The 24,879-nt window shown below is 71.0% G+C and carries 25 protein-coding genes; 10 read left to right on the top strand and 15 right to left on the bottom strand.

The features are described 5' to 3' along the window. Positions 1 to 36 precede the first annotated feature (36 nt). Positions 37 to 780, bottom strand: coding sequence for a hypothetical protein (locus ACWDNU_RS02875; protein WP_449667494.1), 744 nt, complete (start codon positions 778 to 780; stop codon positions 37 to 39). 27 nt (positions 781 to 807) lie between these two features. Next, positions 808 to 1,494, bottom strand: coding sequence for a TetR/AcrR family transcriptional regulator (locus ACWDNU_RS02870; RefSeq protein WP_449667493.1), 687 nt, complete (start codon positions 1,492 to 1,494; stop codon positions 808 to 810). Positions 1,495 to 1,577: 83 nt separating this feature from the next. On the opposite strand from ACWDNU_RS02870, the gene ACWDNU_RS02865 reads away from it, so the two are divergent. Further along, positions 1,578 to 2,714, top strand: coding sequence for an FAD-dependent oxidoreductase (locus tag ACWDNU_RS02865; RefSeq protein ID WP_449667492.1), 1,137 nt, complete (start codon positions 1,578 to 1,580; stop codon positions 2,712 to 2,714). Positions 2,715 to 2,800: 86 nt separating this feature from the next. Here ACWDNU_RS02865 and ACWDNU_RS02860 read toward each other — a convergent pair whose 3' ends face one another. Then, positions 2,801 to 3,736 carry an AraC family transcriptional regulator gene (locus tag ACWDNU_RS02860; RefSeq protein ID WP_449667491.1) on the bottom strand — a complete coding sequence of 312 codons (936 nt, stop codon included), beginning with the start codon at positions 3,734 to 3,736 and terminating at the stop codon, positions 2,801 to 2,803. Positions 3,737 to 4,076: 340 nt separating this feature from the next. After that, on the bottom strand, positions 4,077 to 4,916 hold the full coding sequence (locus tag ACWDNU_RS02855) for an alpha/beta fold hydrolase (RefSeq protein WP_449667490.1): 840 nt from the start codon (positions 4,914 to 4,916) through the stop codon (positions 4,077 to 4,079). Positions 4,917 to 5,030: 114 nt separating this feature from the next. On the opposite strand from ACWDNU_RS02855, the gene ACWDNU_RS02850 reads away from it, so the two are divergent. Further along, positions 5,031 to 5,507 (top strand): anthrone oxygenase family protein, encoded by a 477-nt coding sequence (locus ACWDNU_RS02850; RefSeq protein ID WP_449667565.1) that lies wholly within the window; start codon positions 5,031 to 5,033, stop codon positions 5,505 to 5,507. A gap of 18 nt (positions 5,508 to 5,525) precedes the next feature. On the opposite strand, the gene ACWDNU_RS02845 is transcribed toward ACWDNU_RS02850, so the two are convergent. From ACWDNU_RS02845 to ACWDNU_RS02825, 5 genes are all read right to left on the bottom strand, one after another. Then, complete coding sequence (locus ACWDNU_RS02845; RefSeq protein ID WP_449667489.1) at positions 5,526 to 6,014, bottom strand: GyrI-like domain-containing protein; 489 nt, start codon at positions 6,012 to 6,014, stop codon at positions 5,526 to 5,528. A gap of 28 nt (positions 6,015 to 6,042) precedes the next feature. After that, positions 6,043 to 6,366, bottom strand: a complete 324-nt coding sequence (locus ACWDNU_RS02840) for a YciI family protein (RefSeq protein ID WP_354741815.1) — start codon at positions 6,364 to 6,366, stop codon at positions 6,043 to 6,045. Further along, entirely contained in the window at positions 6,351 to 7,169 is an 819-nt protein-coding gene (locus tag ACWDNU_RS02835; protein ID WP_449667488.1) for an alpha/beta fold hydrolase, read from the bottom strand. The genes ACWDNU_RS02840 and ACWDNU_RS02835 overlap by 16 nt, the downstream gene beginning before the upstream one ends. Next, the gene (locus tag ACWDNU_RS02830; RefSeq protein WP_449667487.1) at positions 7,166 to 8,488 is read right to left on the bottom strand and encodes an RNA polymerase sigma factor; all 1,323 of its coding nucleotides are present in this window, start codon (positions 8,486 to 8,488) and stop codon (positions 7,166 to 7,168) included. The genes ACWDNU_RS02835 and ACWDNU_RS02830 overlap by 4 nt, the downstream gene beginning before the upstream one ends. An 87-nt stretch (positions 8,489 to 8,575) precedes the next feature. Continuing rightward, positions 8,576 to 9,325 (bottom strand): TetR/AcrR family transcriptional regulator, encoded by a 750-nt coding sequence (locus ACWDNU_RS02825; protein ID WP_449667486.1) that lies wholly within the window; start codon positions 9,323 to 9,325, stop codon positions 8,576 to 8,578. Between the two features lie 106 nt (positions 9,326 to 9,431). Between ACWDNU_RS02825 and ACWDNU_RS02820 the strand changes: the two genes are divergently transcribed. Further along, a complete protein-coding gene (locus ACWDNU_RS02820; RefSeq protein WP_449667485.1) occupies positions 9,432 to 11,900 on the top strand; it encodes an SNF2-related protein in 2,469 nt (822 codons plus the stop codon). After that, complete coding sequence (locus ACWDNU_RS02815) at positions 11,897 to 12,544, top strand: SWIM zinc finger family protein (RefSeq protein ID WP_370937031.1); 648 nt, start codon at positions 11,897 to 11,899, stop codon at positions 12,542 to 12,544. Before ACWDNU_RS02820 ends, ACWDNU_RS02815 begins: the two co-directional genes overlap by 4 nt. Before the next feature lie 263 nt (positions 12,545 to 12,807). Here ACWDNU_RS02815 and ACWDNU_RS02810 read toward each other — a convergent pair whose 3' ends face one another. Further along, a complete protein-coding gene (locus ACWDNU_RS02810; protein ID WP_449667484.1) occupies positions 12,808 to 13,425 on the bottom strand; it encodes a TetR-like C-terminal domain-containing protein in 618 nt (205 codons plus the stop codon). Between the two features lie 107 nt (positions 13,426 to 13,532). On the opposite strand from ACWDNU_RS02810, the gene ACWDNU_RS02805 reads away from it, so the two are divergent. The 4 genes from ACWDNU_RS02805 to ACWDNU_RS02790 all read left to right on the top strand — a co-directional run bounded on the left by ACWDNU_RS02805 (position 13,533) and on the right by ACWDNU_RS02790 (position 17,703). Then, a complete protein-coding gene (locus ACWDNU_RS02805; RefSeq protein ID WP_449667483.1) occupies positions 13,533 to 15,050 on the top strand; it encodes a CocE/NonD family hydrolase in 1,518 nt (505 codons plus the stop codon). A 9-nt stretch (positions 15,051 to 15,059) separates the two neighbouring features. Then, positions 15,060 to 15,842, top strand: a complete 783-nt coding sequence (locus tag ACWDNU_RS02800; RefSeq protein ID WP_449667482.1) for a cyclase family protein — start codon at positions 15,060 to 15,062, stop codon at positions 15,840 to 15,842. Then, positions 15,839 to 16,750 (top strand): fumarylacetoacetate hydrolase family protein, encoded by a 912-nt coding sequence (locus ACWDNU_RS02795; RefSeq protein ID WP_449667481.1) that lies wholly within the window; start codon positions 15,839 to 15,841, stop codon positions 16,748 to 16,750. Before ACWDNU_RS02800 ends, ACWDNU_RS02795 begins: the two co-directional genes overlap by 4 nt. A gap of 179 nt (positions 16,751 to 16,929) precedes the next feature. Next, positions 16,930 to 17,703, top strand: a complete 774-nt coding sequence (locus ACWDNU_RS02790) for a PE-PPE domain-containing protein (protein ID WP_370937036.1) — start codon at positions 16,930 to 16,932, stop codon at positions 17,701 to 17,703. A 69-nt stretch (positions 17,704 to 17,772) separates the two neighbouring features. Here ACWDNU_RS02790 and rox read toward each other — a convergent pair whose 3' ends face one another. The 4 genes from rox to ACWDNU_RS02770 all read right to left on the bottom strand — a co-directional run bounded on the left by rox (position 17,773) and on the right by ACWDNU_RS02770 (position 22,276). Then, positions 17,773 to 19,197, bottom strand: a complete 1,425-nt coding sequence (rox, locus tag ACWDNU_RS02785; RefSeq protein WP_449667480.1) for a rifampin monooxygenase — start codon at positions 19,195 to 19,197, stop codon at positions 17,773 to 17,775. A 176-nt stretch (positions 19,198 to 19,373) separates the two neighbouring features. Continuing rightward, on the bottom strand, positions 19,374 to 20,018 hold the full coding sequence (locus tag ACWDNU_RS02780) for a class I SAM-dependent DNA methyltransferase (protein WP_449667479.1): 645 nt from the start codon (positions 20,016 to 20,018) through the stop codon (positions 19,374 to 19,376). A gap of 52 nt (positions 20,019 to 20,070) precedes the next feature. After that, entirely contained in the window at positions 20,071 to 21,687 is a 1,617-nt protein-coding gene (locus ACWDNU_RS02775) for an acyl-CoA dehydrogenase family protein (protein WP_449667478.1), read from the bottom strand. Continuing rightward, on the bottom strand, positions 21,671 to 22,276 hold the full coding sequence (locus ACWDNU_RS02770; RefSeq protein WP_449667477.1) for a TetR/AcrR family transcriptional regulator: 606 nt from the start codon (positions 22,274 to 22,276) through the stop codon (positions 21,671 to 21,673). The genes ACWDNU_RS02775 and ACWDNU_RS02770 overlap by 17 nt, the downstream gene beginning before the upstream one ends. Positions 22,277 to 22,393: 117 nt before the next feature. Here ACWDNU_RS02770 and ACWDNU_RS02765 point away from each other — a divergent pair, with 117 nt between their 5' ends. Both ACWDNU_RS02765 and ACWDNU_RS02760 read left to right on the top strand, forming a co-directional pair. After that, positions 22,394 to 23,353, top strand: coding sequence for an EamA family transporter (locus tag ACWDNU_RS02765; RefSeq protein WP_449667476.1), 960 nt, complete (start codon positions 22,394 to 22,396; stop codon positions 23,351 to 23,353). Positions 23,354 to 23,394: 41 nt separating this feature from the next. Beyond that, the gene (locus ACWDNU_RS02760; RefSeq protein WP_449667475.1) at positions 23,395 to 24,261 is read left to right on the top strand and encodes an LLM class flavin-dependent oxidoreductase; all 867 of its coding nucleotides are present in this window, start codon (positions 23,395 to 23,397) and stop codon (positions 24,259 to 24,261) included. On the opposite strand, the gene ACWDNU_RS02755 is transcribed toward ACWDNU_RS02760, so the two are convergent. After that, positions 24,258 to 24,851, bottom strand: coding sequence for a hypothetical protein (locus tag ACWDNU_RS02755; protein WP_449667474.1), 594 nt, complete (start codon positions 24,849 to 24,851; stop codon positions 24,258 to 24,260). The two genes, ACWDNU_RS02760 and ACWDNU_RS02755, sit on opposite strands and share 4 nt — an antisense overlap. Positions 24,852 to 24,879: the final 28 nt, after the last annotated feature.

Here is a 24,879-nt window from a genome sequence, read left to right as displayed (position 1 = left end):
GCAAAATGCAAGCAGTAGGTATTGCTGCGGCAGCGGTCAAGCCTCGATGAACGGTTCGGAGCACAACGTGCAGGTGATCGGCCCCAGCTCCAGGATCGACCGGGCCGCGCGGATCCGGCGGGGCGGTTCGCAGCGGCAGATCGCCGCGACGTAGTTGGGTCCGCCGCGGTGCGCGCCGCGACCGTCGACCGGGGCGATCACCACCGGCGGCACGAGCGGTTCGGCCACCTCGTCCGGGCCTTCGGGATCGTCCGGCGGGGCCGCGACAGCGCGCCGCGCGACCTCCTGTTCGGTGTGCCGCCACACGGTCAGCGCGTCTTCGAGCCGGGAGAGTTCTCCTTGGTACGCCTCGAGAGTCGCGGGGAGCGCGGTCGTTGCCGACCAGCCGATCCGGTCCGCCTGTTCCGCCCGCAGGCCGAGTTCGGCGGCGAGCGCGGCGAAGCGTTTGTTGTGGTAGCGGCCGTCGCTGACGTCGACGATGTCGCGGGTGGCGGCGAGTCCGTGCGCGGCTTCGTGCAGCGTGGTGGAGAGGATCTCGGCCGCGCCGCGACGGAGGCCTTCCGCGCCAAGGAAGAACTCGGCCTGCGGTTCGACGCCGTCGCCGACGTGCCAGCGGGACCGCGCGAAGTGGCCGTGGATCTCGGTCGTGGTGCCCATCGTTCCGGACGCCAGCACGAGGATCGCTTCGGGAACGTCCGCGTGCCGCCTGCGGATTTCGGCCCACAGCTGTTCCATCGCGTGCATGACGCGGGTCGTCGGGCCCAGCGCGGCGGTGTTCATGCGCCCATCTTGCCGCTTAAGCGGTAATCAACTCAGGGAGAGCCCGGAGAGCACCCGGTCGAGGCCGGCGGAGAAGACCGCGTCGCCGTCGGGGTGGACGGCGACGCGCGCGGTGCGGAGGAGGGTCGGGTAGCGGCCGGAGTCGAACATCCGCTGCAGGTACGGCGCGGTGGCGCGCTGCCAGCTTTCCTCGTCGAGGCCGGTGTCGCTGATGAGCCGCCGCTCGCGGATCTCGCTGCGCACGGCCCCGGTGACGTAGGAGTGCACGGTGAAGACCGTGATCACGGCGTCCTCGATCGGACCCGGCCCGGCCGCGGCGGCGAGCGACGCCTCCAGGTAGGCGAGCGCGTTCGGGCCGAGCCCGGGCCGTCCGCCGATCAGGTCCGCGAACCATTCGTGCCGCTGGACGGCCGCGCGGCAGCCGTGCGCGAGCGCGCGGAGGGCGGCGACGCCCTCGGTTTCCGGGTCCGGCAGCGGGATTTCGCCGTAGACGGCGTCGGTCATCAGGTCGAGCAGCTCTTCTTTGGTGTCGAGGTAGCCGTACAGCCGCATCGGCCCGGAGCCGAGCGCGGCCGCGACTTTGCGCAGCGACACCGCTTCGAGGCCCCCTTCGTCGGCGAGTGCGCAGGCGGTCTCGACGATGCGGGCGCGGCTCAACGGCGTCGGCGCCGCGCGCGCCGGCGGTTCGGGCCGTTCCCACACCAGTTCGTCCATGCTCGCTCCTTTTCGGGTGACAGTACCGGGGCGGCTTCGATACGGTGTATCTCGTCAATACGGTGTATCGAGGGGAAGTCATCATGCGAATCGTCATTGCCGGGGGCGGGCTCGGCGGGCTCACCTGTGCGCGGGTGCTGCGGGCGCACGGCGTCGACGCCGTGGTCTGCGAACGCGACGCCGGCCCGGAGGCCCGAGTGCAGGGCGGCACGCTGGACCTGACGGTCGACGAGGGCCAGTGGGCGCTGCGCGAGGCAGGTCTGGAGGCCGGTTACCGCGCGATCGCCCGTCCCGAGGGCCAGGACATGGTCCTCTACGACTCCGCGGGAACCCTGCTGCGGCAGGAAATCACCCCGGACGAGGGCGACGCGCGCTGGGGCCGTCCCGAGGCGGACCGCCCGGCGCTGCGGAAACTGCTGCTCGACGCGCTCCCCGAGGGGACTGTCCATTGGGGACACACGGTGACTCGCGCGGAGCCGCTCGGCGACGGACGGCATCAGGTCCATCTTTCCGACGGCGGAACCCTGGAGTGCGATTTCCTCATCGGCGCGGACGGCGCGCGGTCGAGAATCCGTCCGCTGCTCACCGACGCGGAACCGGCCTATTGCGGCGCGCACGGGATGGAGCTGGTCATCCACGACGCGGATCGAACGCACCCGGCGGCGTCGGCGCTCGTCGGACGAGGCAGCTTCTCCTCGATCGGGGATCAGCAGACGCTTTCCGCACAGCGCAACGGAGACGGCACGATCCGCGTCCACCTGACCCTGCGGTGCGCCGAGGACTGGGTGGAGACGTCGGGGATCCCGTTCGAGGACCCAGATCGCGCCCGTGTCGCGCTGGAGGAGCTCTACGCCGGATGGCCGGAGGAGTTCCTGGCGCTGCTGGACGCGACGACCGGTCCGGTGCTGGTGTATCCGCTGACCGCGCTGCCGGTCGGGCTGCGGTGGGACCCGACGCCGGGCGTGACGCTGATCGGGGACGCGGCGCATCTCATGTCGCCGTTCGCCGGACAGGGCGCGAACCTCGCGATGCGGGACGGTGCCGAGCTTGCCCTGGTTCTCGCTCAGGGCGGCGACGTGCGGAAATTCGAGGAGGCGATGTTCGAGCGCGCTGAACCGGCGGCGCGGATGTCGGCGGACAACCTGGAGCTGTTCCTGTCCGACGGGGCGGCGGAGAAGGTGCGGAGCCTGTTCGCGCGGATGTTCGGGGAAGAGGACTGAGTTAGCCGTCCCGGGATTGGCACGCCCCATTTCCCGCGACTGCAGGCGTTTCGCGGGCATCCTGCTTCCGGCGTGCGGGAACTGGTTCAGGCGGGTTCGCGCAGGCGGTAGTGCTGCGGACTCCGGCCGTACTCCCGTTTGAACGCGGTGCTCAGCGTGAAGGGGCTGCGGTAGCCGACTTGCCGGGCGATCGCGGTGAGCGTCGCGTCGGGTTGCTGTCGCAGGAGATCCGCGGCGAGGGCGAGCCGCCAGGTGGCGAGGTACGTCATCGGCGGCTCGCCTACGGCGTCGGTGAACCGCCGGGCGAGCGCGGCGCGGGAAACCCCGGTCGCGCTGGCCAACCCGGCGACGGTCCACGGATGCTCGGGCTGGTCCTGCAGGAGACGCAGCGCGTGCCCGGCCACCGGGTCGCCGTGCGCGCGGTACCAGGCGGGCGCGGCCGGGCGGTCGAGCCATTCGCGCAGGACGCGGACGAGCAGGAGGTCCAGCAGCCGGTCGAGGACGGCTTCCTGCCCGGGGACGTCGCGCTCGATCTCGTCGGCGAGCATCGTGACGAGCGGATCCGGGCTGGTCCCGGCGCGTGCGGTGACGACGCCCGGCACCGCGGCGAGCAATCGGCGCGAGACTTCGCCGACGGTCGGGTAGGTGCCGGTGAGCAGCACCGTCGGACCGTCCGCGTCGCCGCCCCAGGTGCGGACGCCGAACTCGGTCAAGTCGGTGAGATGCCCGCCGTCCGGGGTGACGCACTCCTGCCCCGGCCGGATCACCGCTTGCGGCGGCGTCCCGGGCTCGTCTGCGACGAGGTACGGCTCGGGCCCCCGGATGACGGCCACGTCGCCCGCGTCCAGACGGACGGCTTCGGCGTGGTCGGGCACCAGCCAGGCATCGCCGCGCACGACGGCGAGCACGGTCAGCGGCGCTTCGTCCTCGATCCGCAACGACCACGGCGGCCGCAGGACGGACCGGAGCAGGAACGCGCCGTGCGCACGAGGTCCTTCAAGCAACGCGGTGAGCGGGTCCACGCTGCTGAGAGTAGCGGTGCGGCAAGGGAAAGCTCGCTGGTTCGGGGTTTCCGGGCTGGTTGGGATCGCGGTGCGGCGGGTGGCAACGCGGCGGGAGCGTGTTTCCTGCCGCGCGCTGTTCTCGGCCCGCCGTTCCATTCCGGGCTAAGGAAATCCCGTGGGCGCAAGGTGCCGACAGAATCACGAAGTCGGCAGCCATCGCGTCGGTTCCAGGCCCCGGCCGAATGCAAGCGACGACCCAAAGCAGGCTGGCTCGCTCGCGAAAGAGTCCGCGCGCCGAAGCCGACGTCGCACCGGTCGAGCGTGGGCCGCCTGGCACCTCCCCGGAACCGGCGACCGTTCAAACAGCGAGCATCGCCGCCGCGATCTCCTCGGCGGCAGCATGCGGAATCGCGCTGGCGGCATCGTCCAGGACGACCAGCCGCGCATTGGGGATTTCGCGGGCGAGGGCTTCCCCGTTGCCGAGCGGGAAGAACGCGTCTCGGCGCCCGTGCAGCACGACGGTCGGGACGGCGAGTTCCGGCAGGCGTTCGCGCCATCGCGGCGTGCAGTCGAGTTTGGAGAACACCATGCCCAAGTGATTCGCCAGCTGCACCACCGGCTCCGTGCTGGCCGCGCGGTCGAAGACGCGTTCAGCGACGGTTCGGGCCGCGCCGGGGTCGTTGCCGAGAATTTCGGCGCTTACGGCGGCGCGTTCGGCTACGGCGGCGCGGTCTGACCAATCGGGCATCGGCAGCGCGAAGACTTTGCGCATGACTTTCGCGTCGTGGTCGGGCAGATCGGGGTCGACTGGGCCGGGCGCGACGGGGCGTGTTCCGTAGAGCGTGAGGGCGGAAAAGGCGGACGGGTGGTCGAGGGCGGCGACTTGGGCGACCATCCCGCTGACCCCGACCCCGGCCAGGTGTGCGGGCCGGTCGTCGAGTTCCCGGGCGAGGGCGGCGGCGTCGGCGGCGAGGTCGCGCAAGGTGTAGGCCGGGGCGTTCGGATCGGCGGTGGTCGAGGTGCCTGCGTCGCGGAGGTCGTAGCGCACGACGTGCCGTCCGCCTCGGGCGAGTGCTTCGCAGAGGGCGTCCGGCCAGGACAGCATCGTGGGGCCGCCGGCGAGCAGGACCAGCGGTGCGGCCGGGTCGCCGAAGTGCTCGGTGCCGAGCGTGACGCCGTTCGGAAGGGTGTGCTGCATGGGAGTCTCCTGCTGAGACGATCGCGCATGGTTCCGAGCGGATAACCGATGGATCGTCTCGCGATCTTTGGGTTGACTGAGGGCGTACTGGGGGACAAAACGGAAGGCACGACGATGGTGATCGTTTCGAAGGCGGTTCTCGTGGCGGCAGTGGTCGCGGCGGGGCTGATCGCGGGGTTGTTCTACGCGTACACGGTGTCGGTGATGCCCGGCCTCGCCCAGGCCGACGACCACACGTTCGTGACCGCGATGCGCCGGATCAACGACGTCATCGTGAACGGCTGGTTCATGCTGTCGTTCCTGGGCGCGCCGCTGCTCGCCGTCGCGGCGGTGGTGCTGCACTTCACGAGCGGGGCGCGAGGCGGATTGCCGTGGCTCATCGCGGGTGCGGTGCTTCTGGCGGCGATGGTGATCGTGACCGGTGCGATCAACGTGCCGATGAACAACGCGCTCGCCGTGGACTCGGTCGATTTCGCCGCGCTGCGGGCGCAGTTCGAGGAGCCGTGGGTGCGGTGGAACACGGTGCGGACGGTGGCGTCCGCGGCCGGGTTCGGGTGTCTCGTGGGCGCTTTGGTGACCCGGAGCGCGTGACTCCGGGCCACCGGGCGGTCAGTCCGCGAGCCGGAAGCAGAGGTCGATGTCCCAGTTGTTCGGGTCCGGCTCCACCTGCGGGTTGGTGCGGTAGATCTCGAGCCGGGCGGTCCAGTGCTCGCCGTCGGCCTCGACGGTGCGGTCCCAGCGAACGTCCTCCTTCTCGCCCCAGGCGAGCAGGTCGGCGGTGGCCGCGAAGAGGCCGCTCGGCGCGCCGTGGTGGGTGGCCTGGGCGTATTTCCCGGCGGGCAGCGCGGCGTTGAAGTAGTCGTCGCCGAGATCGACGGCGTCCTTGACGGGGACTCCGACTTCGACGGTGACGGTCTCCATGTCCGTGCCGAGCACCAAATAGCGGAAGAACGGCGCGCAGGCGGGTTCGAGGCCGCGTTCGGCGAGCTCGCCGACGATCGCGGCGATGCGGTGCGCGACCTCGGCCATGCCGTCGAATCCGACCGTCGCGCGGTAGCCGACGTAGCGTTGCTCGTTTCTCTCCACAATGGAGGGCATGGGGTTCCTTTCGGTTCGGGGGCGCGCCTCAGCCGAGGAGCGGCCGCACCTCGATCGTTCCGTATGCGGCGGCGGGATGTCGGGACGCGTGCTCGACGGCCTCGTCGAGGTCGGCGCATTCGAGCACGGCGTAGCCGCCGATCTGGTCCTTGGTCTCGGCGAACGGCCCGTCGCTGAGCAGGACGTCGCCGTCGCGCACGCGCACCGTGGTGGCCGTCGCGGGCGGGTGCAGGCCTCCGCCGCCGACGAGGATGCCGCGTTCCACCAGGTCTTCGGACCAGCCGCCGCAGCCGATCGCGAGCTGTTCCTCGGTAGGTGCTTCGGACCCGGCGATCATCAGGAGGTAGCGCATGAGGTCTCCTCGGTGAGAGTTTCGGCGAGGCGGACCGCGAACGCCTCGGGTTGGCCGGCGAATCCGCCGTGGTCTCCAGGGAAGCGGACGGGTTCGCTGCCGAGCGCGCGGGCCAGTCCGACGCCTGCCTCGTACGCCGGGGTTCCGACGGCGTCGCCCACCGCCACGACGATCCGGGTGGCTGCGGCGGCGAGCGCGTCGAGATCGGGTTCCCAGGCTCCGATGGCGCCCATCAGCTTGCCGAAGAACACCTCGAAGTTGCCGCGCATCTGCTTGCCCTGCTCGATTTCCTCGGCGGTGGGGTGCTCGGGCGGCGGCGGGATCTCGAATCCGCTCGCAGCCATGAACGCGCCCACGGCCGCGTCGATGCCCTGCTCCCGGTAGATCGCCGGGATGTCCGGAAAATCGGCCAGCAGTTCGCCGAGGTAGCGGCTGACCGGCGGTTCGTGCGCGACGAGCGTCCGCACCGCGCCGGGGTAGCGGGCGGTGTGTTCGAGCATGGTGATCGCGCCGCCGCTGTTGGCCAGCACGGAGACCGGCCCGCCGCCGAGTTCGGTGAGCAGCCGCTGCACGTCCTCGGCGTGCTGGCCCACCAGGTCGTCGTCGAGTTCTGTGGTGCGGCTTCGCGAGATGCCGCGCGGGTCGAAGGTGACGACGGTGTAGCGGTCGGTGAGATACGGGCGCAGCGCGGTGAACGCGGTGGCGTCCGCGGGTCCGCCGGGCACGAGGAGCAGCAGCGGTCCGGAGCCCGCGACGTCGTAGTGGAGTTCCGCGCCGGGCACGCGCAGGGTTTTGGTGATCATGGCTGTCCTTCCGGGGTCGGTTCGCCTTCCCGACGAACGGAAGAGACCGAGACAGACACCTCCGGCGAAGAAATTTCCGAAAGTCTTCTCCGGAGGTAGCTGCGTTCGGCTCCGGTGCGGGCCAACGCGAGCGCTTCGGTGTACGCGACCTGGGCTTCTTCGGTGCGGCCGAGGCGGCGGAGGAAGTCCGCGCGGGTGGCGGGCAGCAGGTGGTAGTCCGCCAGTTCCTCGCTCAACTGGTCGGCGAGGGCGAGCCCGGCTTCCGGTCCGGTGGCCATCCCGACCGCGACCGCGCGGTTCAGTTCGACCACCGGACCCGGCCGGAACCGTCGCAGCTGGAGGTAGAGCCCGGCGATCTGCGCCCAGTCGGTGTCCTCGGCGCGCGCGGCGGTGGCGTGACACGCGGCGATCGCGGCCTGCACCTGGTACGGCCCGGGACTGCGCCGGCGCAACGCTCCCTCGAGCAACGCGGTTCCCTCGGCGATCGCGGCGGTGTCCCACCGGGTTCGGTCTTGTTCGTCGAGCGGGATCAGCTCGCCGTCGGGCCGGTTTCTCGTGCTGCGGCGGGCGTGTTGCAGCAGGAGAAGCGCGAGCAGACCGGTGGCCTCGGGTTCGTCCGGCATCAGGGTGCACAGCAGCCGGGCCAGCCGGATGGCTTCGCCCGCGAGGTCGGGGCGCTGGAGATCGTCGCCCTCGCTGGCCGAGTAGCCCTCGTTGAACAACAGGTACAGCACGCCGAGCACCGCGGCGGTGCGCTCGGGCAGCAGATGGGCGGGCGGCACCCGGTACGGGATCCCGGCGGCGCGGATCTTGCGTTTCACCCGGACGAGACGCTGCGACATCGTCGATTCGGACACCAGGAACGCGCGGGCGATCTCCGCGGTGCTGAGCCCGACGAGGGTGCGCAGCGCGAGCGCGACCTGCGCTTCGAAGGCGAGCGCGGGGTGGCAGCAGGTGAAAATGAGCCGGAGCCGGTCGTCCGCTACCCCACTGGCTCCGCTGGCTCCACTGTGGACAGTGGCCGGTTCGTCCGCGACCGCCAGCCGCGCGGCTTCCCGGAGTTTGCCCTCTCCCGCCGCCGCCCGCCGGAGCCGGTCGACGGCACGGTTGCGCGCGGCGGTGGTGAGCCACGCTCCGGGGCGGTCGGGAACGCCGTCGCGCGGCCAGGTCCGCACGGCGAGCGCGAACGCGTCCTGCGCACATTCCTCGGCCAGGTCCCAGTCGCCGGTGACGCGGATGAGCGTGGCCACGACGGAGCCCCACTCATCGCGGAACGCCTGCGCGACAGCGGCTTCGACCACGTCGTGCTGCCCGGTCACCGCGCGCTCCCTTCTCGTGCCGGTCGGCGGACCCGTTCCGCCGACACCCTCCGAACGGTAAACCGGGCCACCGACAATTTCGCGCGATCAGGCTCCGGCGAGCTGCCCGATCCCGTCGAGGATGCGGCCGAGCCCGAACCGGAAGTGGTGCTCGGGATCCGAAGAACCGCCGTAGGTCTGCCCGGCGGTCGTGCCGACCCGGCTCGCGCGCGGGAAGTGCACCGGATCCGCCGCCGGGATCTCGGCCAGCACCGGCGCGGAGCGGTTCCACCAGTCGAAGTCGGTCATCCCGCTGCGCCGCGCGGCACGGGTCGCGTCCACCGAACCGCGCGCCGCCCCCGCCACCAGTCCGTTGAGCAGGCTGACGATCGCGTCGAGCTGCACGTCGTCGAGGTCGAGTTCGTCCATCGCGGCCAGTTCGCGCTCGTATTTGGCGAAGGTGTGCGGGCCCAGCGTCGGACGGCCGACGCGGATCTCCAGCAGCCACGGATGCCGGTGGTAGAGCCGCCAGAGGTCCTCGGCGACCGCGGCGAGCCCAGCCCGCCAGCCTTCCGGCAGCTCGCCGGGGAGTTCGCCGTGCGCGTGGTCGAGCATCAGCTCCAGCAGTTCCTCGCGGCCGGGCACGTAGGTGTAGAGCGACATCGTCGCGACGCCCAGCTCGTCGGCGATCCGGCGCATGGTGACCGCGTCCAGCCCGTCCGCGTCCGCGACCCGGATCCCGGCCGCCACCACGTGCTCGACCGACAGCTTCGGTTTCGGGCCGCGGCGCGGGGGACCGGGCACGCCCCACAGCAGTTCGATGGTCCGCCGCGGATCGCCCGGCTCCTCGGTGTCCATTTCGCTCCTTGTACGCAGTACAGAGTTTTCCGGTAGACTATCCCGGACAGGCCAGCCAGGGGAGGGCGGAGCACTGAATTCTGTAGTGGTGGAGCCGGGCCGGATCGTGTTCTGGAGACCGGACGGCGCGGAGCCGGACGGTCCCGGGGCGCCCGGCACGGTCGAGGTCGTGCTGCCGGACGGGGTGCGCACGGTGCCCGCGCTGCGGTTGCCGACCGCGGAAGCGGTGCCGGTGCTGCGCGCGCTCACGGATCCGTCGGCGCGGTTCTGGGCGCTGGCCGCCGACGCAGCGGAGCGACTCGCCTCGGCCGGGTGGACCGGACCGCTCGACCCGGCCGAGGAAGCGTGGCTGCGCCGGCTTGCCGACGCGATGCCGCCGCACGCCCACGCGACGCCGATCCCTGGCGACCCGGCGCGGTTGCCGGAGTCGTATCCGCTGCTGATGCGGTTCGTCGCAGACGTCGCTGGAGTGGAGCCCGCGCTGCGCGTGTCGCTGCGGATCGAGTCCGACGATCTGGCGGGCGGCCGGTTCCGCGCCGTCGTCCAGGTGCACGGCGGGACCGAGCCGCTGGTCGACGCGGAAGAGCTGTGGCGCACCGGAAGCCAGGAGGCCCGGCACGAGGTCCTGCTGGCGTTGCGGCACGGGGCCGAGGTGTGGCCCGCGCTGGCTCCGCTGCTGTCGGCGGCGGTTCCGTCGTCGGTCGCGCTGGGAGACCGCGAGATCGCCGAACTGCTCGCCGGTGCCCTCGACGCCGCGGAGCTGGCGGTGCACTGGCCCGCCGAGCTGACCGGGCTCGCCGCGCGCGCGGTCGTCCGGCCGGGAGACGCGCCGTCCGACGCGCGGTCGTTCTTCGGCGGCGACCGGGTGCTGCAGTTCGACTGGCAGCTCGCGCTGGGCGACAGCGAGCTGAGCGTCGCGGAACTCGACGCGCTCGCCGAGGCGCAGCGTCCGGTCGTCCGGCTGCGGGACCGGTGGGTGCTGCTGGACCGCACCATCGCCGACCGCGCCCGGGATCGCACGCTCAAGCCGTTGACCGCGATCGAGGCACTCGGCGTCGCGCTCACCGGCCGCACCGAGGTCGACGGCGAGCTGGTCGACGTCCGCACCGACGGCTGGCTGGAAGACCTGCGCGCGCGGCTGTCGGCCGATCCCGAGCCGGTGCCGCAGCCGGCCGGGCTGGCCGCGACCCTGCGCGACTATCAGCTGCGCGGCCTGCACTGGCTCGACACCGTCACCGGTCTGGGGCTCGGCGGCTGTCTCGCCGACGACATGGGGCTCGGCAAAACCGTCACGCTCATCGCCCTGCACCTGCACCGGAGCACCGGGCCGACGCTGGTCGTGTGCCCGGCTTCGCTGCTGGGCACGTGGGAAACCGAGATCCGCCGGTTCGCGCCCGGAGTTGCGGTGCGCCGGTTCCATGGCAGCTCGCGGTCGCTGGACGAACTCGACGGCGGCTTCGTCCTCACCACCTACGGCACCCTGCGCACCGATCCCGCGCCGCTGGCCGAGGTGGGCTGGGATCTGCTGGTCGCCGACGAGGCACAGCACGTGAAGAACCACCGCTCCGACACGGCGAAAGCGTTGCGGCTGCTGCCTTCCGCGGCGAAAGTCGCGCTCACCGGCACACCGGTGGAGAACACCCTCACCGAACTGTGGGCGATCCTCGACTGGACCACGCCGGGTCTGCTCGGCCCGCTCGCCGATTTCCGCCGCCGCTGGGGAAAGCCGGTCGAATCCGGTGCCGACCCGGCGGTCGCCGAGCAGTTGTCCCGGCTGCTGCGGCCGTTCCTGTTGCGCCGCCGCAAATCCGACCCGGGCATCGCGCCCGAGCTGCCCGCCAAGACCGAGACCGACCGGCCGGTGTCGCTCACCGCCGAGCAGGCGTCGCTGTACGAGGCCACCGTGCGCGAGCTGATGGCGGACATCTCCGCGAGCGACGGCATGGCCCGCCGCGGCCGGGTCGTCAAGCTGCTCACCGCGCTCAAGCAGATCTGCAACCACCCCGCGCAGTATCTCGGCGAGCCCGACGACAGCACGCTCTCCGGCCGGTCAGGGAAACTCGAGCTGCTGGACGAACTGCTCGACACGATCCTCGCCGAGGACGGCGCGGTGCTGGTGTTCACCCAGTACGTCGTGATGGCGCGGCTGCTGGAGCGGCACCTGGCCGCGCGCGGCGTTCCGGCGCAGCTGCTGCACGGCGGCACCCCGGTCGCGCGGCGCGAGGAGCTGGTGCGCGGCTTCCAGAACGGCACCGTGCCGGTGTTCCTGTTGTCGCTCAAAGCCGCGGGCACCGGGCTCACCCTCACGCGCGCCGATCACGTCGTGCACTACGACCGGTGGTGGAACCCGGCGGTCGAGGACCAGGCGACCGACCGCGCGTACCGGATCGGGCAGACGCGGCCGGTGCAGGTCCACCGGCTGGTCGCGGAAGGCACGGTGGAGGACCGGATCGCGGTGATGCTGCGGGAAAAACGCGCGCTCGCCGACGCGGTGCTCACCTCGGGCGAGGCCGCGCTCACCGAACTCACCGACGACGAGCTGGCCGAGCTCGTGACCCTCCGGAGGCAGCGATGACCGACCGGGTCCGCGGATTCCCCGCGTTCCCCGCCCGCCCTGGCCGCGGCCCGTTCGCCCGCACCTGGTGGGGCCGCGCGTGGCTGCAGGCGATGGAGGACACCGCGCTCGACCTGCGGCAGCTGAAGAAGGGCCGGAGCTACGCCGCGGCCGGGCTGGTCGGCCCGATCACGGTCAGCCCGGGCCTGATCACCGCGACCACCGAGGACGCCGACGACGGCCCGTACCGCACCGGCGTGCACCTGGCCGAACTGTCCGCAACGGACTGGGAGCTGCTGCTCGACCGCGCCGCCGACCACTCCGGGCACCTCGCCGCGCTGCTCGACCGGCATCTGCCGCCGGAGCTGGCCGAGGTCGTCCCGCTGCTGCCCGGCATCGGCGACCTCGACCCGGACTGCGACTGCCCCGGCTGGGAACTCCCGTGCCGGCACGCCGCCGCGCTGTCGTTCCAGGTCGCGTGGCTGCTCGACGCCGACCCGTTCCTGCTGCTGCTCGCGCGGGGCCGGACCGAGCAGGAAATCCTGGACGAACTCGGCCGCCGCACCGCCACCCGGGTCACCACGGGAGTGCTGGCCGCCGACGCGTACGCACGGGAGGTGCCGCCGTTGCCGGATCTCGCGGAGTTCGTGCCCCGCGTCCGCTGAAACCCTCGCGCAGCCGGGGTCTCCGCGGCGCTCGGGAGAGCGCTGGCGGTATGGCGTTGCTGGTCCCGGCAGCGGCGGCCGTCCGGTGGTTTGGGCTGGGGGAAACGGAGTGCTCACGGCGTTGCGCATGGGCAATGTCCGTCGAGGAGTGACCGCGCGACCAGGGTCGCCGCAGCGCAGCGTGCGGTCGCCGCTCACGAGCGAACGCAGTCGCACCAGACGGGCGAACCCACGTCCAGCGGAGGCATTCGTCTCTGCCCGCCTCAGGAGGATCGCGACCCCGGCGGGCCGTCGGCGGCCGAGGGGAGTCCGCGGAGAAGGGCGTCGACGATGCGTTCGGGCAAGTCCGGCTCGAGCGGCTCGCGGGTGAGCACGATCCTGAAATGCAACGGTGCGACGAGCATCTCCAGCACGAAGCGGGGATCGGTCGCCTCGGGCAGCTCTCCGCGCTTGATCGCCCGCTCGGCGATCTGGCCGGACTGGGCGTAGCGGGCGTCCCAGTACTGGTCGCGCAGCTGCCGGGTGATCGGGTCGTCGCCGGCCGAGGCCAGGGTTCGGTCCAGGGCATTGCCCGCGGGCGAAGTCAGGTAGTTCGCGAGCGAGGTGGCGTAGACGATCAGGTCGTCGCGCACATTCCCGTTGTCGGGCACCGGAAGCTGTTCGGCGGCGTCGGCGAGCAGGGCGTCGATGACGAGGTTCTCGCGGGTGCCCCACCGCCGGAAGATCGACGTCTCGTTCACCTGCGCGAGCCGCGCCACCTCGGACACTTTCAGGCCCGTCAGGCCTTGGTCCCGCAGGAGCTCGTTGGTCGCCTCGATGACCGCGGCGCGCACCCGGGCCGCGCGTCCACCGGGCCGTCGCCGGACGTCCGCATCGCTCACGGGGCACCACTCTAATACAAGTCCGCTTGCTTTAACGCGCGCCGGTCGCCATACTCCTTGACGCAAGCCGACTTGCTTTAATGCTCACGCCCCCCTGGAGTACTGAGATGCGCATCGAACGGGACATCGAGGTCCCCGCCCGCACCGGCTCGCCGATCCTGGCCGATCTGTTCCTTCCCGACGACCCCGGCGACGGCGCGTTTCCGGTGCTGGCGTCGATCAGCCCGTACGGCAAGGACGTGCACTGGCCGGACCGCTATCCGCTCTACGACCTCGTGCCGCAGAGCGAGCACATGGTCTGGGAGACCCCGGATCCGGAGTGGTGGACGGCCCGCGGCTACGCCGTGCTGCGCGCCGACACGCGGGGGACCGGCAAGTCGCCCGGCCGGATGGACCTGATGAGCCCCAGCGATTCCGAGGACTTCTACGACGTCGTCGAATGGGCGGCCGGACAGCCGTGGTCGAACGGCAAGGTGGCGTCCAGCGGCATCTCGTGGCTCGCGATGATGGGCTGGCGGGTGGCGGAGCTCCAGCCGCCGCACCTCGCCGCGATCGTGGCCTGGGAAGGCGCGACCGACTTCTACCGCGACTTCATCTACCAGGGCGGCCTGTACGCCCACGGCTTCGTCGAGTTCTGGTGGAACCGCCAGATCACCCCGCAGCGCAACGGCGACGACGGAGACGACTGGCGCGAGGTGCTCCCGCAGCGCCCCGTGCTCGACGACTACCACCAGGCGCGCATCGTCAACCTCGACCGGGTCACGGTGCCGGTGCTGTCGGCAGGCAACTGGGGTGCCCTCCATGTGCACCTGCGCGGCAACATCGAAGGCTGGGCTCGCGCGGCGTCGCGGGACAAGTGGCTCGTGGTGCACACCGGCACCCATATCGATCCCTACTACGCCGACTGGGCGCTGGATCTGCAGCTGCGTTTCCTCGACCGGTTCCTCAAAGACCAGCCAGAGCGGATGGACGGCGTGGCCCCGGTGCGGCTGGCGATCCGGCACGGGCGCGAGGTCGAATGGCGGGACGCCGCGGATTTCCCGCTCCCGCAGACGCAGTGGCGCGAGCTTCACCTCGGCGACGGAGTCCTCGGCTGGGACCCGCCCGCGGACGCCGCGACGGTGCCCTATCCCGCCAGCTTCGACACCGCCCCGGTGTCCGAGCCGCTCGAGCTGACCGGTCCGGTCGCGCTGCGGCTGTGGCTCAGCGCCGAGCAGGACGACCTCGACGTCTTCGCGCGGGTGCAACACATCGGCGCCGACGGCGAGCCGATCCCGGGCGTCGGCCCCCAGGGCGATCCGGTCCCGATGACCATGGGCTGGCTCAAGGCTTCGCACCGCGAGACCGACCCCGAGCGGTCGCTGCCGCACCGGCCGTGGCACACCCACGCCCGCGAAATTCCCTTGGTGCCCGGCGAACCGACCCTGCTGGAGGTCGAGATCTGGCCCACCAGCATCACCCTCGCCCCGGGGGAGCGGCTGCGCCTCGAACTGGTCACCGGGGACAGCGACCTCGGCTTCATGACCCACGACCATCCCGGTCTCCACCGCCCGGCGACCGGCGCGGTCATCCACCTCGGCGGCGACCACGCCTCCCACCTGCTCGTCCCCGTCATCCCGCGATAAGGAGCCGTCATGCGACAGCTCGTGGACATTTCGGTCCCGCTGCAGGGCGGGATCGCGTCGGACCCGCCCTGCCACCGTCCCTCGATCACCTACGTCGACCACCAGCAGTCAGTCCCGGACCTGCTCCGCTTCTTCCCGGGCGCGACGGCCGCGGACCTGCCCGACGGCGAAGGCTGGGCGATCGAGCGGATCGAGGCCACCACCCACACCGGCACCCATCTCGACGCCCCATACCACTACGCGTCCACTATGGACGGAGGCCGCCGGGCCATGACAATCGACGAGGTGCCGCTGCACTGGTGCTTCCAGCAGGGCGTCAAACTCGACTTCCGGCGCCTGCCCGACGGGCACGTCGTCACCCCGGCGGACATCGACGCCGAGCTCGACCGGATCGGCCACCGGCTGCGCCCGCTCGACATCGTGGTGGTCAACACCCGGGCCGGCGCCCGCTACGGCCAGGACGACTACGTGGATTCCGGCTGCGGAGTCGGCCGCGCCGCGACCCTGCACCTGCTCGAACAAGGGGTGCGGGTGACCGGAACCGACGCCTGGAGCTGGGACACTCCCTTCGTGTTCACCGCCGAGCGCTATGCCCGCGACCACGATGCCTCTGTCATTTGGGAGGGACATCGAGCCGGCCGCGAGATCGGCTACTGCCACCTCGAGAAGCTGCACAACCTGGAGAGCCTCCCGGCCACCGGATTCCAGATCGCCTGCTTCCCGGTCAAGATCCACGCGGCATCGGCGGGCTGGACGCGCGCGGTGGCGATTTTCGACGAGGAGACGGCATGAGAATCGGTTCCTTGCTCGTCGACGATGTTCAGCGCTACGGCATCGTCGACTGCGATCGCATCAGTCTGTTCCCCGAGACCGCGGACGTCTTCGAGGTGCTCGGGGATGCCGCGGCGGCGAGCCAGCAGGCGGCCTGGGACGAAACCGCGTCGATCGCCGTCCCGGTGCCGGTCGCCAGCATCCGCGATTTCATCACCTTCGAACAGCACACGGCGGGCTCGCTCCGCGCGATCACCGGAAACGGCGAGGTCCCGGACGCCTGGTACGAAGCGCCCGCCTTCTACTTCACCAACCCGCACGCGACGATCGGCTCCGGCGCACCGGTCCCGATGCCGCCCGGGTGCGAAGTGCTGGATTTCGAACTCGAAGTCGCGGCCGTGATCGGCACAGCGGGCTTCAACCTGTCCGTCGCCGAGGCCGCAGACCACATCGCCGGGTTCACCATCCTCAACGACTGGTCGGCCCGCGATCTGCAGAGCCGCGAAATGCGCGTCGGACTCGGGCCGGCCAAAGGCAAAGACACCGCCACCACCCTCGGCCCGGTGCTGGTCACCCCGGACGAACTCGCCGACCGCGAAAGCGGCGGCCGCTACGACCTCACCATGGAAGTCTTCGTCAACGACACCCGCATCGGCGGCGACACCCTCGCGAACATGGCCTGGACCTTCGCCGAGCTGATCGCCTACGCCAGCCGCGGCACCTGGGTCCGGCCCGGCGACGTGCTCGGCTCCGGAACCTGCGGCAGCGGCTGCCTCGCCGAGCTGTGGGGATGGCGCGGGGAGCGGCAACCGCCGCCATTGCGCGTCGGCGACACCGTCCGCATGACCGTGCAAGGGATAGGCACTGTCCACAACACCGTGGTCGCCGGTCCGCCTCTGCACGAGGTTCCCCCTGCCCGTCGAGGCTGATCCCGGGTCACTCGATGCGGTGGACCCGTCTCCGGCGCCGGTGCGTCCTGACCAGCGGGTTCGGCGATTCGGCCAGCATGCGGGGCGATCTTGCTTTCAGCAGGATTTCATAGGTTCTCCGTAGCTTTCCGACTGCGTTCAGTAACAAGCTGACCATTCGACGCGGAGGGGACCCGATTGTGAAGAAAGCCAGGAGGATCGCGCTGATCGGCGCTGTCGTCGCCACGCTCGGCGCGGGATTCGCCAGCGCGGCGCCGGCGTCCGCGGACGGCGCGCACTACTACATCCTGATCGGCGGCACCTGCGACGGGAAGGCGTCGGTCTACCGTCCGGAGTGGCTGCAAGGCGGCATCGCGCGCGTCGTCGACTATCCCGCAGGAGCGGCCGGCGCGCCGAACTGCGACCAGACCCCGATGGACCGGAGCGTCGCGATCGGACACGACCGCGGCCGCCAGGTCGTCCAGGACGCCTACCGGGAGAACCCGAACGCCGAGTTCACCGTCGTCGGCTACTCCCAGGGCGCGATCGTGGCGAACATGGTGCTCAACGACATCGCCGACGACCAGCTCGGCGTCGACAAGGCGAAGTTCAGCGCGAAGCTGTTCGCCGACCCGATGCAGCCGCCCGGCCCGGCCGGGACCGGGATCAGCGCGACGCTCCCGCCGGGCACCGGCCTGCCGTCGCCGTTCGGCGGATACGTGTCGTTCGGCGCGGGCCGCCCGGACTTCAATGGCGTCCGGTCGATCCGCTACTGCATCCAGACCGACGGCATCTGCGACTTCGACCCGATCCAGGCGGCGGGCGGCTATTTCGCCCAGCACTGGTGCTACCAGTGGCCGCGCCCGGCGGACCAGCGGTCGATCATGGGCGACACCATCGCCGACGGCGTCTACACCAACACGTCCGTGCGACTGGGCAAACAGGACTGCTGGGGCGGTCCGGTGCATCCCTGACCGCCGCCCGAGCGGGTTTCCCGGCACCCCCAGGGAAGCCGGGAAGCCCGCTCGGGCCTTGCTATGTCCTCATCGCCGCGCGCCGAACCAATGCAACAGGCGCGTCTCCAGCTCCCGCTGATCCTCGCCGGTCCAGACCACATGCCCGTCCGGTCGCAGCAGCACAGCCGGGACATCCAGGTCTTCGCTCACGTCCACGACATGGTCGACCCGATCCGCCCAGCCTTCCGCCGACAGCTGCCCGTTCTGGTCCAGCAGCAGCCCGCGCCCCTGGTGCATCAGCTCGTACAGCCGTCCTCGCTTGAGCGCCAGGTCTCGCATCCGCCGCCCGAGCAGCGGATGCCCGTCGCCGAAGTCGTAGCGGATGTCGAGTGCCAGCACCTTTTCCAGCAGCAGCTGGTTGACCTCCTCGAAAGCCATCAGCTCGGTCAACAGCCGCCGCATCGCGCGCCCGTCCGGATCGGGCGACATCACCACGCCCTGCGCGCGGACGTTGTCCAGCACGGCGTCCGCGACCGGATGCCGTTCAGCCTCGTAGGTGTCGAGCAGGCCCTCCGGAGCCCAGCCGTTGACCTCCGCGGCGAGCTTCCAGCCGAGGTTGAACGCGTCCTGGATCCCGAGGTTGAGCCCCTGCCCGCCCAGCGGCGGGTGGACGTGCGCCGCGTCGCCGGCCAGCAGCACCCGGCCGACGCGGTAGTGCTCGGCCTGCCGGGTCGCGTCCCCGAACCGCGAGAGCCAGCGAGGGGAGTGGACGCCGAAGTCCGTCCCCGCGTACTCCCGCAGCTGGTGTTTGACCTCGTCCAGCGTCGGCGTCCGCGCTTCCCGGTCCTCGACCACGCCGGCCGCGGGCACGACCACGCGGAACATTCCGTCGCGCAGCGGCCCGACCCCGAACCACAGCTGGGTCTTGCGGATTTCCATCACCCGCGCGGCGACTTCGGCGGGATCCGCGGTCGCCTCCATCTCGCCCAGCAGAATCTCGCGCCGCGCGGGCTCGCCCGGGAACGCGACGCCGAGCGCCTTGCGCACCGTGCTCCGCCCGCCGTCGCAGCCGACGAGGTAGCGCGCCCGCAGTTCGCTGCCGTCGGCCAGCGAGACGGTCACCCCGTCGTCCTGGCTCAGCCCGACGACCTCACATCCGCGCCGGATCTCCGCGCCCGCTTTGACCGCGTGCTCGGCCAGCAGCCGGTCGGTGATGGGTTGCGGAAGCCCCAGCACATACGGATGCGAGGTGTCGAGCCGCTCCGGCGCGGGCCGCGCGATCCCGGCGAAGAAACCCCCGACCGGGTGCGTCGAGCCCTCGGCGAGGAACGGCTCCAGCATCCCGCGCTGATCCAGCACCTCCATGCTGCGCGAATGCATCCCCAGCGCGCGCACGTACTTCGGCGGCTCCGCCTCCTTTTCCAGCACGACCACGCGCACCCCGTGCAGCCGCAGCTCCGCGGCCAGCATCACGCCCGCCGGCCCGGCCCCCACCACGATCACGTCCGTCATGAACTTCTCGTCCCCGGTCCCGGAGCCCGTTTCCGCCCGCGGCCTTTCCGCGGGCAGTGGCTCCGGCGGACGATTGTGGAGCACCACCCGGGCCTTGCCGCAAGCCCCGGGGTGCGCTATATGTTGAAGTGGGCAGGGAGAACTCCCTGCCCACTTCTGTCCCCAGTGGACTTTCCTCAGCCCTCCTTGCGGGCCATCAAGTACGCCTGCTGAGTCGCTTCGAAGCTCGGTCCCGGCTCGCGCACCAGACGCGCGTCCACCACGAACCCGGCGTCGGCGAGCAGCTGCGCGACGAAGTCCGGGTCGAGCCGGTACGCGTCGGCCGCGATGTCGTGCCCGTAGGCGTTCTCGATGCGGCGGCGATGGTTGTCGCCCACCTGGAACGCGGTCAGCAGCCAGCCGCCGGGCCGCAGCACCCGCGCGAGTTCCTTGGCCACCACCGGAAGCTCCTCCGGCGGAGTGTGGATCAGCGAGTACCACGCGAGCGCCCCGGCGAGCGAGCCGTCGGCGAGGTCGAGCGCGGCCAGCGAGCCGACCTCGAAGCGCAGGTGCGGATGCGTCCGGCGGGCGACCTCGACCATCGCGGGGGACAGGTCGACGCCGAAAACGTCCAGCCCCAGCGAAGCGACGTACCCGGTGAGCCGGCCGGGGCCGCAGCCCAGATCGCCCACCGGTCCCTCGCCGGTCAGCTCCGCGAACGCGCCGAGCATGGTCCGGTCCCACGTGCTCGAGTCGAGGAAATCCTTCAGCATTTCGGCGTACGACTCGGCGACGGTGTCGTACGCGGTCCGCGTCTCGGTTACGTAAACAGGTTCGGTCACGGGCAGCGACAGTAGCCCGCGCCGCCGCCCCCTGTCCGGCGAAACGCGCGGACTAGACGCGGGCGCGGGCGATGATCGCGGAAGTGTCGGTTCCAGCGGGCAAAGTGCCGAAAGCCAGGCCCCAGTCGCCGCCGAACCGCGTGCCGCAGAACGCGTCCGCCACCGCGCGCGGCGCGTGCCGCACGAGCAGCGATCCCTGCAGCACCAACGCCATCGACTCGACCACCCGCCGCGCCCTGAACTCCAGATCGTCCACATCGGACAGATCCTTCTTGAGCCGGTCGACCGCGTCGTCGAGGCGCGCGTCCTCGCCCGCCGCCTGCTCCACCTCGGCGAAGAACGCCGCCACCGACTCCGGCTGCCGTCCCATCGCGCGCAACGCGTCGAGCGCCGCGACGTTGCCCGAGCCCTCCCAGATCGACATCAGCGGAGCTTCCCGGTACAGCCGCGGCATGCCCGATTCCTCGACATACCCGTTGCCGCCAAAGCATTCCAGCGCTTCGGCCGCGTGCATCGGGGCCCGCTTGCACACCCAGTACTTGGTCACCGCGAGCCCGAGACGGCGGAACGCCTGCTCCTGCTCGTCGTCGCGCCGGTCGCCCGCGGCCGCGAGCCGCATCGACGCCGCCACCGCCGCTTCCGCCTCGATCACCAGATCTGCCAGCACATTCGCCATCAACGGCTGGTCCACGAGCGCCTTGCCGAACGCGTACCGGTGCGTCGCGTGATGCACGGCGCGGACCGCGCCCAGCCGCATGCCCGACGAACTCCCGAGCGCGCAGTCGAGCCGGGTGTTGTTGACCATCTCGATGATCGTCCGGACCCCGCGGCCCTCCTCGCCGACAAGCCAGCCCGCCGCGTCGTCGTACTCGATCTCCGACGACGCGTTCGACCGGTTGCCGAGCTTGTCCTTCAAGCGCTGCAACCGGATCGGGTTCCGGCTGCCGTCCGGGAGAACCCGGGGGAGCAGGAAGCACGACAGCCCGCCGGGGGCCTGCGCGAGCGTGAGGAACATGTCCGACATCGGCGCGCTCGTGAACCACTTGTGCCCGACCAGCCGGTAAGTCCCGTCGCCCGCGGGCCGCGCCGCGGTGGTGTTCGCGCGGACGTCCGAACCGCCCTGCTTCTCGGTCATCGACATGCCCGCGATCAGGCCGCGTTTCGCGCTCGGCTCGCGCAACCCGAAGTCGTACTCGGTCGACGCCAGCAGCGGCTCGTACTTCTCGGTCAGCTCGGGATTCGCGCGCAACGCCGGAACCGCCGCGTACGTCATGGAAATCGGGCAGGTGTGCCCGGCCTCGGACTGGCTCCAGACGTAGAACTTCGCCGCCCGCGCCGCGTGCGCGCCCGGCCGCTCGTCCCGCCACGGAGCGGCCTGCAGCCCGTGCGACACCGCGACGTTCATCAGGTCGTGCCAGTGCGGATGGAACTCGACCTCGTCGATCCGGTGGCCGAACCGGTCGTGCGTGCGCAGCACCGGCTCGTTTTCGTTGACCAGCCGGCTCCACTCCTGAACCTGCTCGCTGCCCGCCAGCCGCCCCAGCTCGTGGAGTTCGTCGACGACCCACGACGCCTCCGTGCGCCCGACCGCCTCCGCCAGCGCCGGATCGGCGGCGGTGTCGTGCTCCAGCGGCGGAACCTGATTGACGACCTCATGCGTTGCGGGCATCCGAACCTCCCAGTGACCGCACGACGAACGTGCTCAACTCGCTGACCTCCGCCGACCCGCCGCTGGTCAGCGGGCCGATCAAGACTTCCGCCGCGGCGCCCACCAACGCCGCCGCGCTCACCGCCGCGTCCTGCGCTGGCAACACCCCGGTCCGTACGCCTTCGGCGACGTGCTCCGCCACGACGTCCCGGAACACCCGCCGGAACTCGAGCCGCTCGGCATCGATCACCGCGTCCACCGGCTCCGCCAGCAGCGCATACGCCAGCCGCGGTGCCTTCAACGCCCGCACCGCGAACGTCTCGAACACGGCCACGACGCGCGCGACCGGATCGGCCGGTCCAGCTGCCGCTGAACGCACCGCCTCGACCTCGCGGGAGACGACCTGCCGGAAGACCCGCACGACCAGGTCGGCCTTGGTGGGGAAGTGCCGGTACACCGTGCCGACCGCGACGCCCGCCCGCTCGGCGACAGCGGCTACCGAACAGCCCGAGTAGCCGTGCTCGGCCAGTTGCTGCACGGTGGCGTCGAGGATGCTGTCCCGGAGCGCGTCGAGCCGCTCCTGGACTTTGGGCGTTCTGCGGTAAGCCACGGCAAGAAGTGAACCACCGATTCACAACTTGCGTCAACGGTCGCTTCGCTAATCGGCTTGCCAGGCCCTGGACACTTTCCGGTGACCGAATACTTCGCAGTCCTGGGGGATCCTGCCGTGCCCGAAACTCCCCGAACGCGGCTGGCCCAGGGGCTCGTGCCCCTGACCGGCTTCGCGTTCCTCACCGCCGCCCTCGACGTCTTCGCGGGCAACCAGCTTCAAGCGCACGACCCTGCGACAGTCGCGGCCATCTCGTTCACGCTCGCCGCCGTGTTCTTCCTCGGCGGCGACATGATCCGACGCGGCCCGGCGGCAGCGCTGCGGCCGCTGCGCGACCACCGCTACGACGTGATCATGATCAACGTGACGACCGCCGTGACATGGCTGTCGATGCTGTACGCGCTCAAATTCCTGGAACCGGCGATCGTGAACGTCGTGGGGCTCGCGCTCGGCCCGCTGCTGACCGTCCTGGTCGGCCCGGTACTGCGGCCGGGGACGAAGGTGCTGCGCACCGAGGTCGTCGTCTCGCTGTTCATCGGCGTGATGATCGCGATGCTGGTCTGGGGATCGTTCACCGGACACAGCGCGGTGGGCGAACAGTCCGCCGCGGACACCGCGATCGGCATCGCGCTCACCCTCCTCACCGGACTGGGCTCGGTGACGAACGTGATCTACTCCAAACGGCTCAGCGAGGCGAACCTGAAACCGCAGTCGGTGCTCGCGGTGCGGTTCTTCCTGATGCTGGCCGTGACCTGGACGCTGGTCGCGCTCAACGACCATCCCGGCGTGGGGACGGCGTTCCTCCCGTCCCTGATGATCGCGGTCGTCGGCGTCGCGGTGCCGCTGTACCTGCTGCAGGTCGGCATCAAACACACGGAGCCGATCACCGCGTCGGTCCTGCTCACGCTCTCGCCGCTGTTCGCGTTCTTCCTGCAGCTGCCCGACCAGCGGCTCACCCCGTCAGCGATCACCTTCGCGGGCGTCGTGGGGATCGTCGCGCTCGTCGCGATCAGCACGGTAGCCCGAACCAAGCACGACGCGGCCCGTGCCGCAGAGGAAGCGGGGACCTGCGCATAATCGCTTGCCACGCCAAGCCTCTCGCCGGGACCATGCCTCGCATGCGCTTCTCGATCAACATCCCGAACTTCGGCGATTTCGCCGACGCCCGGACCGTGGCGAGAGTGGCGGCAGCCGCCGAACAAGAAGGCTGGGACGCGCTGTTCCTCTGGGACCACGTCGTCCACGACAAGGAAGAACGCCGCAGCACGTCGTTCGGCGATCCCTGGATGCTGCTGACCGCCGCCGCGCTCGCGACCTCCACCCTCAAGCTCGGCACCCTGGTCACCGCAGTGCCCCGCCGCCGTCCTGAGCACCTCGCCCGCCAGGTCGCCACCCTCGACGCACTCAGCGGCGGACGCGTCATCTTCGGCGCCGGCCTCGGCGGACCGATCCAGGACGAATTCGGCAGCTTCGGCGAGCCCACCGACCCGGTCCTGCTGGCCGAGCATCTCGACGAGAGTCTCGGCCTCCTCGACCAGTATTGGTCCGGAAACCCCGTCAACCACGACGGCAAGCACTACCAAGCCCGCGACGTCACCCTCCTGCCCGCCACTGTCCAACAGCCGCGCCCGCCCGTCTGGCTCGCCGCCGTGTGGCCCAACCGCCGGCCGGTCCGCCGCGCCGCCCGCTGGGACGGCATCGCCCCGCTGTTCAAAAACGCCACCCACGGCGTCGTCCCGGCAGCGGAAGACGTCCGCGATGTCGTGTCCTACGCCCGAAAACACGGCGCGGGGGAGAAGTTCGAATTCGTCGTCGGCGGCGCCACCCCAGGCGACCCGGCCCAGGCCCGCGACCTGATCGCCCCGCTCGCCGAAGCCGGCGCGACCTGGTGGGACGAACGGCAGCTCATCACCACCAGCGACCTCGACCGCCTCGAACCCACCCTGCGCCGCATCAGCCAAGGACCGCCCAGGGGAGTGGGCTAGACCTCGACCACCAGCACCCCGCCGAGTCGCTCCGCCAACGGCCGCAGCGACTCGGCGGAGACACCGTCTTCGAGACCGGCGGCGGGAAGGAAACGAACCGTCGTCCCGGTAGTGCCGTCCGCAGGCACCGCAACGAGATCGTCAGCCGGGACACCGTGGTGATACCGCTGCGTCCACGCGCCTTCTGAACGGCGATTCGTGTGCACCAGCCACTCGCTCAACGCCGCGACGACCGACATCCCGTACCGCGGATGCCCGTCCGGGAGGGGAGTGGCGGGCGGAGAATCGAAGTACCGGAAGTCTTTCGTCGCCATCACCGGCTTCCGCACCGGCCGCCCGTCATCGCCGATCGCCATCTGCGTCCCGCGACCGTCGTCCGAGACCGACACCGAACCGTCCGGGTGAAATTCGACGACCGCCCGGCCCGCGCCCAGATCCTCCGCCTCGTCCGCGGCGTAGGCGAGCACCTCGAGAATCAGGTGACACATTCCGGTCGGCGCGTACCGATCGGGGTTCTCGCGGATCAACCGCAGGTGCTCAGGATCGTGATCACGGGACCAGTCGTGCGTCGTCGGCTCCGGCAGCGGCATTTACCCATTCTGCCACCGATCCTTGACC

It is taken from the genome of Amycolatopsis sp. NPDC003676 (assembly GCF_053587275.1).
This window is presented reverse-complemented; position numbering and strand designations above follow the sequence as displayed.